This window comes from Undibacterium sp. Di26W, from assembly GCF_049340265.1.
Taxonomy (GTDB): Bacteria; Pseudomonadota; Gammaproteobacteria; order Burkholderiales; family Burkholderiaceae_D; genus Undibacterium.
The window spans coordinates 1-17,017 of the sequence record NZ_JBMPOR010000019.1 but is presented as its reverse complement, the minus strand read 5'-3'; the positions used below and the strand labels follow the sequence as shown (position 1 = coordinate 17,017).

Sequence of the window (17,017 nt, the reverse complement as noted above, 5' to 3'; positions counted from 1 at the left end):
GGCATATACGCCGCCCCATACCGGTTGTCATACAACCGTCACACCCGTCCTCTATCATTCCCCCCGGTCGCAATTCTTTATTCAATTATTTATTCCAATACGCTTTCTTCAAGCTTATTCCAACGGGTTTTATTATCATGCAAAATTTATCTGTATTCCGCCGCCTGCCGCTGGCGATGATGGTCAGCACCGCCTTGTTGCTGGTGGCTTGTGGTGGGTCAAGCACACCCGCTGCGGTGGATGCACCACTGGTCATTCCTTCTCCACCGGCTGACCCTGGTGTTGTGGATACAGCACCGGTCGCTGCCAATGTACCTGCCTTTGTTGACAATGTCGCCACCAATCAGCGTGGTGATGCGCGTTATGCCACACTGGACACCAATGCCGGTGTGCGCGTGCTGGCGGGTTTCAGGGATATCTGGAAACCATTGACAGAAATCGTTGATGCTGGCCAGACTGCACCTGCGGTAGATAATTTCCCGGCAGTCGTGGCGTCCAAATGGACAGGCTTGCCGAATGATGGCACAGCAGGCGGCACTATCCTCAATCAGGCTGTGCATGATGCGAATATCCAGTTTGTCATCGACACCACCAGCAAGCGTACAGCCGACCAGGAACTGGCTGCCTATCTGGATGACCGTCGCGGCAAGGGCTATAGCGTGACAGATGGCATGGGCCCGCTGACAACGGCCTGGCGTCAGGCGGCGCAGCAGACCACTACCATTACCGCCATTGCCGCTGATTCCGGCACGGTTTTATACAATGATGCGGGCAACAATACCGGCGTGGGCAGTACCACCAATACCAGCTTTGGCAACGTGGTTGACCTGGTCAACCTGGTGGGCAACAACGGTTCTACCGAACCGGCCAAACGCTTCTACAAATATGCACGCCCTTACCGCTGGAGCAACAAGGTGATCGTCGCCCCGTCCCTGATACCGGCAGAAAGCACCACCCCGGCCACCGATGGTGGCTTTACCAGCGGCCATTCAGCCGAAGCCGTGCGTGATGCGCTGGCCATGGCCTATGCCGTGCCAGAGCGTTACCAGGAAATTCTGGCGCGTGGCCTGGAACTGGGTGAAAACCGCATCGTTGCCGGCATGCATTCCCCACTGGATGTGATCAGTGGCCGCGTGCTGGGGCAAGCCGTGGTCGCCGCCAACCTGGTGGACCCGACCAATGCCAGCAAAAAAGCTGCCGCCGTCACCCAGGCGCATACAGCACTGATGGCCCTGACCAATACCACAGCGGACACATTCAATGCTTATGCACATTCTGGCACGGCAACGACGGACCGCTTTGCCGACTACGCCACCAACAAGGCTGCTTACCTGCGTCGCCTGACGTTTAACTTTGCGCCTGTCGCCAGCACCACGGCAGTGGCCGTGGTTCCAAAAGGCGCCGAAGTCTTGCTGGAAACCCGCCTGCCTTACCTGAGCGATGCGCAAAGACGTGTGGTACTGAAAACCACGGCCATCGCGTCCGGCTATCCTATCCTGGATGATGCCGAAGGCTGGGGTCGTCTGAACCTGTTTGCTGCGGCTGATGGGTATGGCAGTTTCTTTGGCAATGTCGTGGTCACCATGGATGCCAGCAAAGGTAACTTTAATGCACAAGACACCTGGCGCAATAATATTTCTGGTGCTGGCAAATTGACCAAACTGGGTAGCGGCAGCCTGAAACTGGCTGGCAATAATAGCTGGACTGGAGGCACGCAACTGGATGCCGGTGCACTGGAAGCGAATTCGGCAACAGCCTTCGGCACAGGTGATGTGTATAACAGCGCTGGCACCCTGGTCTGCAACAGCACCAGCAATGTGAATATCACCAGCAAATATACACAACTGACTACCGGCACACTGGAACTGAACCTGCGCAGCGCCCAAAGCCAACTGGTGGTCAGCAGCACCGTCACCATCGCTGGTGGCACCCTGCGTATCAAGTTCCAGAATGGCTACAAGCCTGCTGTTGGCGACACCCTGACAGTGATCACCGCAGGCAGCCTGAAAGGTAAATTCACCACCATCACGGTAGATGGTTTCACCGCCACACCTACCTATACCGACACAGGCCTGCAATTGCGTCTGGCTGCATAATCTGACCATTGCAGACAAAAAGAAACGCTGCCCCGGTTTAACGGGGCAGCGTTTCTTTTTGATGGACTGTCAGTGGACTGTAACAATTGAAAACAGAGTGCCTTCCGCTTGCGCGACGACCATGGCTGCGTTGCAAATGCTCGCGATAGGTCACTATCGCTGTGCTTTGCGCCTTGCCCTGATCGCCGGGCAAGCGTCTTTCACTTCTGTTTCAACTGTTACAGTCCACTAGATCAGCACATCAATAAGCAAGCCGTCCGTTCAGGCTGATCACGGCAATATCCAGGAACGAAGAACCACGACGATTGGTATCACCAAAATCAATCGGAAACCCGCCGATACGATAATTGCGCATGCCCTTCAGCGCCTGCGTGATTTTTTCTGGAGTCGGTTTGGCACCTGCGGTTTTCAGCGCCTCTATCATCAGGCGCATATTCATGTAGTTTTCAAAATTAAGCGGACTGGCATTCGTACCCTTGCCATACGGCGATGCCAGCAAGGCCTGATAGTCTTTCGCCAGCGGCAATGAACCACCGACTGGATTGGGCACGACTTGGGTAATGGCCATGCCACGCACCCGGCTTTCACCGGCAAAATCAAGCAAGAGCTTGGGCGGCACAAATGACAGGGTATAAATCTGCGATGCGCCGGTAGGTGCGTCATAGACTTTCATGAAATGCATGACGGCTTCTGGCAGCCCCATCAACAAAATCGCCTGCGGCTGGACGGCAATAATTTCTTTGGCTTGTTTAGTGAAATTGGTTTCGCCAGGCTTGTAGGCCGTTTTCAAGATAATGTCAAACTTGTGCTCTTGCGCTGCCTTGGTAATGCTGTCATTGATACTGGCACCAAAGCCATCATCCTGATAAAAGACAGCGACTTTTTTCAAGCCCAGTGTGGACACGATGCGGGCGATCTTGAATACCTCGTCGTTATAGCTGGGGCGGGTATGAAAAATCTGCTCAGAACCAGCACCGCGTATCGCTTCCGAACCACTAAACACACCCAGCAAAGGTACCTTGTATTTGTTCAAGATGCCAGACTTGATGATGGCCATGGTATTGGCGGTACCGGCCGTATTGACGAAAGCCACCACGCCATCTTTGGTGATGGCTTCTTCGACCAGCCCGGCGGTTTTCTTGGCGTCATAATGATCATCTTTGGCGACCAGGGTAATTTTATTGCCGTTGATGCCGCCCTGGGCATTCACCTGCTCGATGTAACCGCGCGCCATGTTCAAGCCTTCATTGGAGGTCATCGCGATGGGGCCGGTCAGGCCAGTGACGTAGCCGATTTTGACTTCTTCAGCGTGGGCAAGGCCTGTCCCGCAAGCAAGTGCCAACAGGCCTGCCTGCCATTTTTTTAAAAGCATTTTGTCTCCATTATTTTATCAATCGACCGCCCTCCTTTTGATCCGGGGGCAATTCAGAAACCCATTCTGTATGCATTAATCTGTTTTGGCAACAGACGCAATGACAGGCTGACATGAAATAATCCAGCGCCTGCTTGTTAAGCTAAACAGAAAGCGCTTGTTAAGCGGTTGTTAAATAGAGACAGGCCGGGGCGATCACCCTGGCAGGCAAGACAGATGGATGTAAAAAAGGCAGCGATTGCTGCCTTTTTGTTCACATCAACAGCTTACCAATTCTTACAACTTAAGCGCTGTCTTTGTTACATTCCACTAATTGCTATTAATAGCACGACGCCCCAACGCGCTGTCATCAGAGAAAAAGCCATCGATGCCGGCAGCGATATAACGCTGCATTTCTGCCACTGAACCTTTTTCATTTCTGGCATCGTCGCCTTTATCATCACGAAAATCTGCGGCCAGAAAACGATTTTCAGGGCGGAAGGTCCAGGTGTGCACCAGCAAGCCTGCCTCATGCGCATCCGCGATCAGGCTGGTGGGTTGCCCTAGTTTGCCATCGGCCAGCAAGGGGATAAGGGCACGGGTAGGCGGTGCCACCACGTCCGCATAACTGGCGATGTCACGCAAACCCTGTTTGCTGCACATTTTGCCAAACGTCAGCTCACCACCGGCGGCAACCACATCCGCCGGGCGGACATCGCCACGTTCTACCAACTGCATAAGCCGGACATTGTGGCGCTTGCCCAGCACACTGCGGACATACTTGAGGTTGGCGACTTCAAACGACTGTATTTCCAGCGGGCAGCGGCGCGTGTATTCATGCGCGGCGATGATGTTCAAAAAGCGGTCTTCCAGCGGCAAGCCTATGCTTTTGAAATAGGTTGAATGTTTTAACTCTGGTATCAGGCCTATCACCTGCCCTGTTGTCGCTGCATGGGCAGCAGCGAAATCGATAATTTCTTCCCACGTCAAAATCTGGAACATACCGTCATACGCGGTATTTTGTGGGCGTACCTTGGGCAGGCGTTCCACCGCACGCAGGGTCTTCAGTTCTGCCAGGGTAAAGTCTTCGACAAACCAGCCATTTTGCGGCTTGCCATCAATGCTTTTGCTGGCACGTTTGCCCGCAAATTCTGGCCTGCTGGCGACGTCGGTGGTTTCACTCAGGAAGGCTTCATGACGCGCTACCAGCACACCATCTTTGGTGATGACCAGATCAGGTTCAATATAATCAGCGCCATCGGCAATCGCCTTGGCATATGCGGCTAATGTGTGTTCTGGCCGCAAGGCAGATGCGCCACGGTGGGCAAACAACTCTACCCTGCCCTTGCCTGCTGCCAGCGCGGTGGATGTCAGGCCAAATTGCGCGCCACCCAACAGCACGGCAGATGTGGCGGCTGTTTTCATAAAATGTCTGCGTTGCATGCTCATCTCGTTTTTCCTTTATTAAGCTTACGCAAAATTGTCCCAGCAAGGCGTCGCGACGAAGACAGTACTTTAGTACGGCTAGGAGCGGCAACGCAGTTGGGGCGGTTTTTCGTAAGTCTTACTTTAAAAACTGCCACCAAAAGTGACGAAAACCTGGCGTGGCGCAATCGGAAAGGTATTGTAAGTGCCATTCGCTGCGCCGACCACCACCACTGACGTGCCGGTGACCTGGTTGAGATTGGTGACATTCAAACGCAGCCTGGCATTTTTCAAAAAGCCATTCGGTTCCAGCGGGATTTTTGCCGTCACGCCCAGGTTCAGCATGAAGTAACTATCCACTGCCAGGTCATTGGTATAAGTCGCATAGCGCTTGCCGACATAGTCACCGCTCAATTGTGCTTCGATGTCACCAAAGGTGGCAGTGGCGACGAACTTGTTCATCCATTCCGGGCTGCCGGGTACACGCTTGCCCGCGGTTGCCACCAGTGCCTTGCCATTGCTATAGTCGTCAGCATACACTGAACGATTGTAAGACAAGGCATTATAGAAGCTGAAGTTTTTTCCAAAGAACAGCGTACCGGCGATATCAATACCGTCAGTGCTGACGCTACCAACGTTGGCCAATACAGGGTTGCCACCAACGATGGAAGAAATCACTGGTGTCGGGCTGATCTGCAACAGGCGGTTGCTGAAATCGACATGATAAATATTGACCTGGCCATCGACCTTGTCCAGCACACCCAGATCGATGTTGCGCTTGCCGCGCCAGCCCATTTCATAGGTAACCGATGTTTCTGGCTGGGCCGTGTTCTTGAACAAATCAAAGGCCGACTGGCTGGCCAGGCTCCAAGGCGATGCACCACCGCCGCCATAGGTTACAAACTGGCGCAGGTTTTTTTGTGCGTTGATAAAGAACTGATCACGCGGGCTGATTTCCCACAGCAAACCCAGTTGTGGCAAGAACCATTTTTTGGTATCGATCTCACCCACCGGTAAAGCCAGCGAGCCACCAGATATTGCGCCCGGTAAAGGCTGCACCGGGAAATCACCTTTTGCATATTGCAGGCTGGATTTAAAACCGGCCTGTACCACGATGTCAGGGCGCACACGCCATTCATCCTGCAAATGCAACTGGATGATGTTATTGCGTATCTCGCTGCCATATTGGGTAATCAGCGGGTTGGATGGGCGATCATACGGAGAGCTTGGATGATTCACATCCAGTGCATACCAGCGGCGATAGGCGGATGATTCATTATGTTCCCACCAGCCGCCGAATTCGATCTGATGATCACCCCAGGTGGTGCGCAGATTGGAAATCAGGCCAGAACGATGGATATCATATTCCGTCGTGCGGGTGGCATAGCCAGAATTGCCAAATACCTGCTTCAGGTTCTGGTTAGGAAAATACACGCTGAACAAGGCTGGCAAACCAGCCGCACCGATAGGCCCGGCAACCACGCCGACACCATCATCACGGTGGAAATACACCTGGTTAGACCAGACCGTATCGTTATTCAGGTTCCAGTCATATTTGGCATAGCTCAGCACGTCTTTGCGCTGGGCATCGCTATAGTAATTGTGGTAGTTGGAGCCATCGGCTGCAGGCGTGGCACCGGTTGGTGACAGGTAGTTTACTGCCGCAGCAAAATCAGGATACAAGAACGGACGTGTATACGGTGCACTGGTTTCACCAGTCACATGCACCGTGCTGTCTTCGTTTGGTTCTATCTTGTCGTTGTAATTGAAATACAGGGTCAGCTTGCCGGCGTTTTGGGTATTGATGTACTTGGCATTAAGTTGCTTGCCGCCCTGCTTGCCGTCAAAATCCCAGGCGCGGGCATCTTGCCGCATGACTGCTATGTATGCCGCATTGCCGTCACCAAAATTGCCGGTATCAAAACGGGCAAAGCTACGCGAGGTACGGTAACTACCAAAGGTCTGTTCTATGTTGGTTCTTTGTGTCGCCAATGGGTCACTGGAAAACACTTCTATGGTGCCGCCCAGGTTGCTGGTGGAGGCTGTCGCCAGATTACCTGCACCGGATGACAGGATCACATTCCTGACGTTTTCGCTGATAACGGCGCGCTGTGGCGACAGGCCATTGTAATTGCCATACTGCTGGTCACCCAGCGGCACGCCATCCAGCGTGTAACCCAGTTGCTGACCATTGAAGCCATGCACGAACAGGCTCAGGTTCTGTTCATTATTACCCCATGGGTCGGCAGTGGCAAAGGTCACGCCTGGCAGTGTTTGCAAACCCTTCACAGGATTGGTACCCGGCAGGATTTTCTGCAATTCGGCACCACGCATGGACACCGCAGAACGGGTAGTCTGCGAAGAAATTTCTACCGTGGCGATACCGGCATCGGTCTTCTCATTTTTATTCTCGTCTTTGACTGGCACCGTCTGTGCGCTGGCCAATTGACTGAAGGCCATCAGACAGGCTGCCGACATGGCGAGCATACGGAATGGAGACGGCTGGGCGTGTGTTTTTTGCTTGGCGGATGTCATGAAATTCTCAGAAAAAAATCGGTAACAGCACAGGATCTGTCGCAAAAAAATGTTCGCAGAAACCCCTTTCCGGGCAACGATGCTGTCGCCAGAAAAAACTGAACCACGTTAAAAAAATTTGGCTTAAAACGCTGAAGTAATTTGGAAAACCGCCGAAGTGTAGTGCTCTTATATGACCTTGCAGTGACAGTAACTATTTATGAAATGAGTTCTAGTGTAGGATTTTATTCACACTTGTTTTGTAACAGCTTTTTTATCGTGTGAATCAGGTTTGACTGTGATGGCCTGTCACCAGACAGGCCATCAAGAAATTGGAGGGGGTATAGAAATAAAGGGAAGCTTAAGGCTGCAAAAACTCAGCCACTGCTGCTTTGCCCGCAGGCGTCAGGAAAGGCATCATTTTTTTGTAGGGAATGGTGATTGTGTCTTCACACAAGCCCATGGGATTTAAATGAGACAAGCGGAACACCATGCCACTCTTGCCTGCATAGGGGTCGTCTATATCGAAAGCATCGCCGCCCATCATGCACTGTTCCGGTTTCTGGTTCTTGAGTTTTTTCAATAGCGTTGTCAGAGGCGTTCTTTGTTTATTTTCACCACCCTTATTCTTATCGCCTTGTTTGACCCACGTCCAGGTATTGATCATTTTGCCGGTACGAAGATCGAACGTTCTATATGTCTCATAAGCCAGCCCATGTGAGCCGTCACAAACAACGTCTGACATCCATTCTTTTACCCCGAGTTTGCTGACAGTCCAGTCCAATAGTTCAAAACCCCGGCCCCAGTCTGATTCTTTGCCGCCATTGCGCAGACAAATATAGAATTCATCCGCAGCGTCCTTTAAAAAATTGCGTGTACGTTCATTGATGTTCTTGCTACCGAGCACACTGGCTGGCAATTCAAATACTGTGGCGGCTGGGGTGGAAATGCTGCGGTATTCCCTGCCTTCAAACTTCAGATCTTTGCTGGTATGCGGCAGGTCATCTTCCAGGGGCTTGTAATAGGTAGCTCCACAAATATCGGATTTGGGAATCCCGGGACGAGTCACGACAGGCGCTTTCGTCAGCTTGAATGGTATTTGTGTCTTGCCGTCCGGGCTGGTCCAGGTAAGGTCCAGCGTCTTGACGGCAACACCTGGCTTTATGCCTGCAACGTCCCAGAAGCCTGTGATCTTTTCATCATCACCATAGAGCCCGTTGGTTTCTTTCCAACGAGTGGTGTCTTTTTGAGGTGTCATGTCCAGCGGCTCGAGCAATATCCCCCGCAGATTTCGTAAATAATAATATTCCGCAGCTACAGAGGAAGTAAAACACACCATGATCTTGTTGTCACCGATGCTACCTTTCCATACACCGGAATAGGATAATTCCGCTGCCTGCACTGTCATGCCAAACAATAAGAGAAACAAGGCGTAAAGCAATTTCATCATGCATTCCTGTAAAGATAAATTTGATTTTCTACTATATACCGGCGTTCTTAAATTGGCAATTTGCCAATTTAAGAACCGTGGAAATAAATGATCCGCCTGCCATTGCTAGAAACGCAGTCGCCTGCCAAACGCGGATGCAGGCCGCTGAATGCGCAGGCTGATAAAAATAAAGGAGGGAGTCCTGATCAAAATTAAGGCCTCAGAAATTCTGCCACGGCGGCCTTACCGGCAGGCGTCAGGTAAGGGGCGATTGATTTGTAAGGGATGGTGATGTCGTCTTCACACATGCGCATGGCATGAAAATAATACAGCCGGAACACCATGCCATCCTTGCCTGCATAGGGTTTTCCGGTAGTGAAAACATCGTTGACTTCACGACACTCTTCCTGGTCTACCTTCTTTTCCAGCATCGCTCTCAGGCCTGGTTTCTGTTCGTTCTTGTCCTTGCTTTCCACGCTTTTTTCACCTTGTTTAATCCACGACCAGGTGTTGATTTTTTTGCCTGTATGCAGGTCAAACGAGGCATATTCCAGATAGGTATTGCCACGACCACCACTGCAAAAAACTTCTGGCATCCAGTCTTTTACCACCAGTTTGCTATCTGTCCAGACCAGTGGTTCCAGACTTCTTTCCCAATCCACACCACCACCATTGCGCACGCATTCGTAGTGATCAATCGCGATTTGCTTCAGCCAGTTGCGGGTAGTGTCATTGAAAGCTTTGCTGCCCGGCACACTGGCTGGCAATTCGAATGCAGCACCGGTCTGGGTGGTAACGCCACGGTATTCCTTGCCGTCCATTTTCAGGTCATTGGTGGTATATCGCATGCCCTCTTCTATGGGCCGATAAAACTCGGGACCGCAATCAGAATACGTCCGCTTGGGAGCAGCCAGGGTCGGCACTTTTGTCAGCCTGACTGGTATTTTCTTTTTGCCGTCCGGGCTGGACCAGGTCAGGTCCAGCGTATTGCCAACGCTGCCGTTGACTGCTTCAGGCACAGTCCAGATGCCGGTGGTATTGTCGTCATCGTTACTGTAGTCCAGTGTTTCTCGCCAACGGGTAAATGCAGGTAATTTTTCATCCGCTACCAGCCCAATGCCACGTAAATGCCGCAGATAATAATACTGCGCATCAGAGGCAGAAAAACACACCATCACCTTATTGTCGCCTATGCTGCCTTTCCAGGTACCGGCAAACGGCAGATCCGCAGCCTGCACGCTGACGCTGAGCAACAAAGAAAATAAAGCAAATAGCAGTTTCATTATGTAATCCTGACAAGGCAACGTAGCTGGGCTTAACACGCTGGGCTCAACAATATATACCTGTATTTTTAGCTTGGCAATTTATCAATTTCATGATGCCGAAATCCCTGCGCGGTCCGCAATTGTTGGAAAACCGCCTACCTGCCAGCCTTGTATGAAAGCTTTTGCTTGATTATGTGAATGACCGTACGCTATTTACTCGCCTTTTCGTGACATTTCGCAGAAAATGCGTGATAGGCAAAATGCAGTGAGGAAATAAATGGATTTGGTTCTGGGTTTGGGGGCGACATTCATCGCCATTGTGCTATTAGTGCAAGTAGTCACACTGGTGATCTCTACCAATCGCTTATTGAAGTTGCAACTGTGGTCGCCGCTAAAGACCCCATGTTTGCGTAGCGCCCTCGGTGAACTCACGCCGGTGCTGGATGCCGCACGTCCCGAACTGGAACAGGCTGGCTTTCGCTACATGCACAGCTGGCGTGAACGGTCCATGATCTGCGCCGGCGATATGCCCTACAGTTACGTGGATGTGTACCACCACCTGGCGCAAGATGTGCATGCTGAAGTCTATCCTGCCGAATCAAGCAGCGGCGGCAGGCTGTACAACGTTTATCTGTGGAATACCTATATCGACGGCAATGCCCTGCTGACTGTCAACAAGCTGCTGCACAGCATGATCCCCTATCCGGACCGGGTCTGGGTGCAGGATGCCAATGCAGACGATTTTGCCGGGCAACTGGCGGCCCACCTGCACACGCGTGAAGCCGTCTTGCAACAACGCACTGACGATATGGATGCACCGGCCATTGCACAAAACCTGGCCGGACGCTGGATGGTCAGGCTGGAAAGAGAAGGAAAAACCTATCAGCGCGGCACCGTGCATGAAGAAGCCGTCTACGGCTTTCGCTTTTTACCCGCCCTGGCCCTGGCCTGGCGCATGCGACTCAACAGTTGGCGCATCAAGAAAAAAACCGCTGCCGTCACCACGCTGGACCCGGCACTGGATGCCGCTAGCCTGGCGCGTGACCGCTTTGCCTTTGTACGTACATTGTGCACCCTGCGTTCATTACGCGCGCCGCGCTGGTATCAGTACATCAGCTTTACCCTGTCGGCGCTGGTCTTCCTGGGTGTGGGTGCCTGGTGGTGGGGGCTGGATGGCGCGCTGGTCGTGGCGGCGGTCATCGCCCTGCATGAAGGCGGCCACTGGCTGGCCATGAAGCTGGCCGGTTTCCGCGACGTACAGGTATTTTTTGTACCGGGCATGGGCGGTGTCACCAGCGGCGAGAAACATGAAGCCAGACCACTCACGCATTTGCTGGTCTATCTGGCCGGCCCCATGCCGGGCCTGCTGTTATCGGTGGGGGCACTGGCGGCGATTACCTTCATACCTTCACTGCTGACGATGGAATGGGCACCGTACTTGATGACGGCCATCATGGCATCGTTTTTTATCAATGGTTTTAATCTCTTGCCGGTCTTGCCACTGGATGGTGGGCGCGTGATTGAATTGCTGATCGTGGGCCGCCTGCCGTGGCTGCGCTTCATCTTCTCGGTCGCCAGCGGCGGCCTGCTGCTGCTGGCGGGCCTGAACACCGGTGACAATATCCTGCGCGGCCTGGGCATCTTGATGCTGCTGGGTTCACCCTTGCATTTCCGCGTTGCCAAAGCGTCTTCACTGTTACTGAAGCAGGACCAGGCCAGACCGGCACCTGGCGAACGCTTCAGCAAGGCCGCACGACGCCTGTATGATTTCATGGGCCAGGCCAGTTTCAGCAAATGGAATTATGCGACCAAGCTCGATGTCGGCCTGACCCTCTTGCCACGTTACCTGGGACGCCTGCCGGGCTGGAAAGAAAGCACCGCCGGCCTGGTACTGTACCTGAGCTGCATTATCCTGCCCCTGGTTGCTCTGGGTGGCCTGATGTATGCCGCACCGGGTGCCATGCTGAGTGTTGCGGGACAAGGTGCCAGCACGTTCATCGACACCGACAAATCAGCCAGGACAACAAAAACCGATCGCAAGGCGGCCGTGCATAATTCAGAAGCCGACATACAGCTACAAAGAAAACAGCGCGCAGAAAAAATAGACGCAGCACAAGGCCCGGGACGTATCGACGTCATCAAGGCAGCGCTGGAAGAATCGCAGGAAATCGATCCCGAAGACGCATTGCGCATCGCCAGGCTGTATTACGCTGAAAACAATAATTCGATACAACCCACCTATGCCCATGCCGATGCCGCGTTTTCTGTCGCAACGGCATTGATGAACTGGTCAGGCCCGGATGATAATGCAGATTCCAAAAAGAATGAGGCAGAAATAGCCCAGTACCAGCTGGAAGCAGAAGCCATTTTGCGAGCGCGCCTGCATGCGCAGGAAGATAAGAAAGATAGCCGTTTGCTGGCTCAGATATTGCAGGCACGCGATATCTCCGCCAATAATCCGGGCAAGATCGTGCTGCTGGAAGAAGTAGTCACTTTGCTTTCCAGTGACAAACAGAAGGAAGATGTGCAATTGCTGCAGGCGCGCCAGGTGCTGGCGCGCAGCCTGTATGCAGCAGGACGCCGCGCAGATGCAGAAACACAATTGCAAGCCGCCGAAACCGACTTTGACTGTTCACCCGAAGTGAGCGACAGGACTAATGACAAAATAAGCGACAAGCTCAGTGACAAACTTAGTGACAAGCTTGGTGATAAGCTTGGTGACAATTACCACTGCAATTTATTGAAGACAGACCGGGCCTGGCTGATGGTCAGCACCAACCGGCTGGATGAAGCAAGACAATTGGTGGCCCCGTTTTTGAAAGAGGCCACCGACGATAAAGGGATGAATGATTTTGCCAGGCGCGAAAGCCACCAGATCAACTGGATGATCGCGACCCTGCAAAAGGATTATAAAACCGCCAAACAGGAAGCTCAGGCTGCCAACAACAGCTACCAGGTATCGTCAGGCAACTGGCTGATTGATCTGTTCATCAAACGCGGGCAACCGGCCAGCAATTTCCAGGCAGACCTGATGCTGGTACATAGCCAGCGTGCCTTGGGTGAAACAGAAGAAGCCGGCAAAACCGCCGACAAACTCAGCAACGCCGTCCAGCAGGCACGCAACCGCCTGCCGCAGACGGCCAAACCAGCATCCGACGAACTGGTATGCCGCAGCATCGTGTTTGACAACGGCTGGAAAAAATTCTTCCAGCAAACCCTGCTCGATATTGAACAACGCGAAATCAAATGCACACCAAGCCTGGTTGCCGCAGTTGGATAAGTGATAAGAACCTGTTTACGATCTGTAGCGAGCGAGCGTCAGCGGGGAGAAGAGCAGCGCAAAAAGCGGAATGTACTCTAAGTACATGAGCATTTTGAGCAGCGCATGAGCCCCGATCACGCTCGCGCAGTAAGATCGGTGGCAGCAGGTGGCTTCACCGCCCTGCTGCGTCCATCGATATCAGGACAGGCTTATCGGTGACGCTGTCGCGTGCTTAACCATGTTTGTACCGTCCGGGTTTCAAATATGCGGATGCAAGTCCACACCAGCGAAGCCAGCGCCGCCATGGCGGGAAACCAGCCCGCCAACGTCGCCAGCACCGTGCCTATGGACAAGGTATTAATGAACGACACGCATGCCGTTTCTGTTCAACACCAGTTGAACAGACGCACAACACAGACAAGCGCATGCTGAGAAAAACCTTGCATAATGGCTTCGATTGCTTCGATTGCCTCACTCGCAATAAGGCTAAATACCTTCCAGCGTCACCAGCTTTTTTGCAATCGATTCACGGTTGACCAGGGCAAAGGCTTTGGCATACGCCAGATTACTGAAAGAAAACCCGATGGCAGTCACTGCGCCAGAAACAAATTCCTGCTTCAGGCGCGGTATGCGCACTGGCTGAAAATAACTGGTCTGCTTGCCCTTGGGCCGTGTCAGCGCCACCATGCCGGCACAGGCCAGGGCGGCCAGGGCCAAAGCAAACGGCAGCAGGTAACGGGCGATCAATGGGCTATTCAAGACCATGTCGCCAATGACGATCAGTGCCAGTGCCGATACCGCAAAGGCGGCAATAAAAATCAGTAGCCAGTTCAAGACGCTTTTCGGGCGACGGCTTGCCGTTGGCGTACAGTCTGTGCAGAAAGGTAAAGGTAGCTGGAAGGTGATTTCCGTCCCTGCCCCGACCATGTAAGCGGTGCGCCTGGTATCTTGCTCTATGGTCGTCAGGTCGGTGGTCTTGCCGCAATTGCAGCACAGGTGATTGGGAAACAGAAAAACGACGCCGTCACGAAACGGCAAGGTACCCAGAGAATATTCTATCATCGGCAGATTTCCGCTAAATCGAGGGTGAACACATCTCACCAACAGGAAGGTAATGCGTTCTACAGTTTTTACTGCTGGCAGCATAACCGAGCACCGCCGGAAAGACAATTTTCACCTCATTGCCCGACACATCCCTGCAACACCCCGCGCCTCTTGATAAGACAGAGAATCTGAAATTCCCGGCACAAATCCCAACATTACAACACTGTATAAAAATATAGTTATTCCATACCAACCAATGCTATTACAACAATGGCATAATTTAAATGCAAGACACTACAACCACATGCCAACCCATCAATTCAATCACCGCCGATAGAGAAAAAAACATGTCCAAACCAAAACCAACGCAGTGGGAAAAAATCGCCGGATTTATTTTTGGCGTGGTATTTGTGATCGCCCTGCTAGTGCTGAATGTGTTCATCCCCAATCCCACACCGACGCAATATGACACTTTCAAGGTCGTGCTGGCCCTGGCTGCTGCAGGCGTCGGTGGCATATTGGCCGGTTTTCTTCATGTGGAAGGTGGCATCGATAAATTCAAATTGCGGGCCGGTGGCGCTTTGGCGGTGTTTGCCACCGTATTTTTGGTGACGCCCGCTGCACCTGGCGCGCCAAAGGAGTCGCCTGTCATTCAAACCAACAGTGGCAACAATGGCACCCAGGTTGGGGTTAACCAGGGCACCCTGAATATCGATAACGCATCTGCCAGCCAAGCAACGGCCAGTCAATCAACTGCCAGCCAAGCGGCGGCCAGCAAATAGCCATGAAAGCAATTGCCCTGCTGTACTTTTGCCTGATCATTTCTGCAAATGCACAGGCAATTGAACAAAGCTGCCAGGGTGACGATTGCGTCCAGGTGGCGACCAACATAGGCACCATCAATGTGGTCGGCGGCACCCTTCAGATTGCCGTCAATAACGGTATTGTCAGTGTCTTTGGCGACCCTGAAGACGAATTAAAGATCAACGACTACGACATCAAAGTCAAGAATCTGGAGGTGCAAATCCAGAAAAGTCTAGACACCATTACTACGCAAGAAAAACGCCATATATCTGATCAGGAAAAATTAGTCAAAGGCTGGGAATACGCAAAGAACCTTGTCAAAGAACTGGGAAAACTGAATAAACGCATCGCCTATCTGGATGAAAAAAATACACTCACAAAACAAATCCAGGCAGCACGCAAACGCTTTGATCTCCCCAGGGCAAAAGCATTATTGAAGCAAAAACAAGAGCAGGACGATGACACCGCTGCCGAAACCGCTTACCAACTGGCAGAACTGCAACGCCATGACCTTGAATACCTCGACGCCGATACCAACTACAAAAAAGCAATTTACCTGGACCCTGACAACGCAGTGTATCTCTCTGCCGCCGGAAACAATGCCTATACGCTAGGGGATTTTCCAGATGCAAAAAAATTGCATGAGCGGGCGCTGGCGATTGACCTCAAAACCTTTGGAGAAGCCCACCCGGACGTGGCCAGAGATCGCAATAATCTGGGGACAGCATGCTACGTACTGGGTGAATATCGCAAGGCCATCACCTACTATGAACTGGCTCTGGCCAGTGACATCAAAAACTATGGCGAAGCGCACCCGGATGTAGCAATAGACCGCAATAACCTGGGCGGTGCCTGGTACTCACTCGGCGAATATCGCAAAGCAGTCACCTACTATGAACTGGCCCTGGCCAGTGACATCAAAACCTATGGCGACGCCCACCCGGACGTAGCAACGGACCGCAACAACCTGGCCCTGGTGTGGGAAGCCCTGGGAGAACATTACCAGGCCATCGACCTCTTTGAACAGGCCCTGGCCAGCGACCTCGCGACCTATGGCGAAACGCACCCGGATGTGGCGATAAGGCGCAATAATCTGGGGACGGCGTGGTCAGCATTAGGCGAATACCGTAAAGCCATCGACCTCTTTGAACTGGCCCTGGCCAGTGACCTCAAAACCTTTGGTGAAGCACATCCGAATGTGGCGACAGATCGCAACAACCTGGCGGGTGCGTGGCAAGCATTAGGTGAATATCGCAAGGCTATTGACCTCTTTGAACTCACCCTGGCCAGCAACATCAAAACCTATGGCGAAGACCATCCGGAAGTAGCGATAAAACGCAATAACCTGGGCGCAGCGTGGCAGGCATTGGGCGAATACCGCAAAGCCATCGACCTCTTTGAACTTACCCTGGCCAGCGACATCAATCCCTTTGGGAACACCCACCCGAATGTAGCAATAGACCGCAATAACCTGGGGTCCGCCTGGACCGCATTGGGAGAATACATCAAAGCCATCTCTTATTTTGAACTGGCCTATGACACATTGAATGCCAACCCCAACTACGGCCCCGAACATCCGTCCACAAAAACATTGCTTGCCAATCTGAGCGATGCCAAAAGCCAGTTAGGCAGTCAAGGCAAGTCGCCATGAAGCGTAGATTTCAAGCAGTGAGCGTACAAACTTATTCTTAAAGTCCCTTAGAACCTGTTCGAGATCTTTTTGATCACCCCCGCCGCAATAGCAAAGCGAGGAATGCCAAATTGACGAATTGCAAGCTGGTATTCAATTGTCGCTCACAGTTTTTCCAAAGGCGATGGCATTTCTCA

Annotated in this window: 11 protein-coding genes and 1 pseudogene; 4 read left to right on the top strand and 8 right to left on the bottom strand. The window is 52.4% G+C overall.

Features of this window, described 5'->3' with window-relative positions:
* Positions 1 to 137 precede the first annotated feature (137 nt).
* A complete protein-coding gene (locus ACO0LM_RS19905) occupies positions 138 to 2,096 on the top strand; it encodes a phosphatase PAP2 family protein (protein WP_423039195.1) in 1,959 nt (652 codons plus the stop codon).
* A 241-nt stretch (positions 2,097 to 2,337) separates the two neighbouring features.
* On the opposite strand, the gene ACO0LM_RS19900 is transcribed toward ACO0LM_RS19905, so the two are convergent.
* From ACO0LM_RS19900 to ACO0LM_RS19880, 5 genes are all read right to left on the bottom strand, one after another.
* On the bottom strand, positions 2,338 to 3,468 hold the full coding sequence (locus ACO0LM_RS19900) for an ABC transporter substrate-binding protein (RefSeq protein WP_423039193.1): 1,131 nt from the start codon (positions 3,466 to 3,468) through the stop codon (positions 2,338 to 2,340).
* Between the two features lie 309 nt (positions 3,469 to 3,777).
* On the bottom strand, positions 3,778 to 4,872 hold the full coding sequence (locus ACO0LM_RS19895; protein ID WP_423039191.1) for a glycerophosphodiester phosphodiesterase: 1,095 nt from the start codon (positions 4,870 to 4,872) through the stop codon (positions 3,778 to 3,780).
* Positions 4,873 to 5,016: 144 nt separating this feature from the next.
* Positions 5,017 to 7,407, bottom strand: coding sequence for a TonB-dependent receptor (locus ACO0LM_RS19890; protein WP_423039189.1), 2,391 nt, complete (start codon positions 7,405 to 7,407; stop codon positions 5,017 to 5,019).
* Positions 7,408 to 7,747: 340 nt separating this feature from the next.
* Positions 7,748 to 8,836 (bottom strand): hypothetical protein, encoded by a 1,089-nt coding sequence (locus ACO0LM_RS19885; protein ID WP_423039187.1) that lies wholly within the window; start codon positions 8,834 to 8,836, stop codon positions 7,748 to 7,750.
* Positions 8,837 to 9,027: 191 nt separating this feature from the next.
* Positions 9,028 to 10,098, bottom strand: coding sequence for a hypothetical protein (locus tag ACO0LM_RS19880; protein WP_423039185.1), 1,071 nt, complete (start codon positions 10,096 to 10,098; stop codon positions 9,028 to 9,030).
* A 259-nt stretch (positions 10,099 to 10,357) separates the two neighbouring features.
* Here ACO0LM_RS19880 and ACO0LM_RS19875 point away from each other — a divergent pair, with 259 nt between their 5' ends.
* Positions 10,358 to 13,360: a site-2 protease family protein gene (locus tag ACO0LM_RS19875; RefSeq protein WP_423039183.1), complete on the top strand. Its 3,003-nt coding sequence runs from the start codon at positions 10,358 to 10,360 to the stop codon at positions 13,358 to 13,360.
* Between the two features lie 191 nt (positions 13,361 to 13,551).
* On the opposite strand, the gene ACO0LM_RS19870 is transcribed toward ACO0LM_RS19875, so the two are convergent.
* Complete coding sequence (locus tag ACO0LM_RS19870; protein WP_423039181.1) at positions 13,552 to 13,713, bottom strand: hypothetical protein; 162 nt, start codon at positions 13,711 to 13,713, stop codon at positions 13,552 to 13,554.
* 115 nt (positions 13,714 to 13,828) lie between these two features.
* Positions 13,829 to 14,404, bottom strand: a complete 576-nt coding sequence (locus tag ACO0LM_RS19865; protein WP_423039179.1) for a hypothetical protein — start codon at positions 14,402 to 14,404, stop codon at positions 13,829 to 13,831.
* A gap of 329 nt (positions 14,405 to 14,733) precedes the next feature.
* Between ACO0LM_RS19865 and ACO0LM_RS19860 the strand changes: the two genes are divergently transcribed.
* A complete protein-coding gene (locus ACO0LM_RS19860) occupies positions 14,734 to 15,168 on the top strand; it encodes a hypothetical protein (protein ID WP_423039177.1) in 435 nt (144 codons plus the stop codon).
* A gap of 2 nt (positions 15,169 to 15,170) precedes the next feature.
* A complete protein-coding gene (locus tag ACO0LM_RS19855; protein WP_423039175.1) occupies positions 15,171 to 16,841 on the top strand; it encodes a tetratricopeptide repeat protein in 1,671 nt (556 codons plus the stop codon).
* Positions 16,842 to 16,914: 73 nt separating this feature from the next.
* Here ACO0LM_RS19855 and ACO0LM_RS19850 read toward each other — a convergent pair.
* A pseudogene (locus ACO0LM_RS19850) lies at positions 16,915 to 17,017 on the bottom strand (IS5/IS1182 family transposase); the annotation flags it as partial.

Coding starts and splice junctions, on each gene's coding strand:
- ACO0LM_RS19855 (WP_423039175.1), top strand. CDS start 15,171: ATGAAAGCAATTGCCCTGCTGTACTTTTGCCTGATCATTTCTGCAAAT.
- ACO0LM_RS19860 (WP_423039177.1), top strand. CDS start 14,734: ATGTCCAAACCAAAACCAACGCAGTGGGAAAAAATCGCCGGATTTATT.
- ACO0LM_RS19885 (WP_423039187.1), bottom strand. CDS start 8,836: ATGATGAAATTGCTTTACGCCTTGTTTCTCTTATTGTTTGGCATGACA.
- ACO0LM_RS19875 (WP_423039183.1), top strand. CDS start 10,358: ATGGATTTGGTTCTGGGTTTGGGGGCGACATTCATCGCCATTGTGCTA.
- ACO0LM_RS19895 (WP_423039191.1), bottom strand. CDS start 4,872: ATGAAAACAGCCGCCACATCTGCCGTGCTGTTGGGTGGCGCGCAATTT.
- ACO0LM_RS19900 (WP_423039193.1), bottom strand. CDS start 3,468: ATGCTTTTAAAAAAATGGCAGGCAGGCCTGTTGGCACTTGCTTGCGGG.
- ACO0LM_RS19865 (WP_423039179.1), bottom strand. CDS start 14,404: ATGATAGAATATTCTCTGGGTACCTTGCCGTTTCGTGACGGCGTCGTT.
- ACO0LM_RS19905 (WP_423039195.1), top strand. CDS start 138: ATGCAAAATTTATCTGTATTCCGCCGCCTGCCGCTGGCGATGATGGTC.
- ACO0LM_RS19880 (WP_423039185.1), bottom strand. CDS start 10,098: ATGAAACTGCTATTTGCTTTATTTTCTTTGTTGCTCAGCGTCAGCGTG.
- ACO0LM_RS19890 (WP_423039189.1), bottom strand. CDS start 7,407: ATGACATCCGCCAAGCAAAAAACACACGCCCAGCCGTCTCCATTCCGT.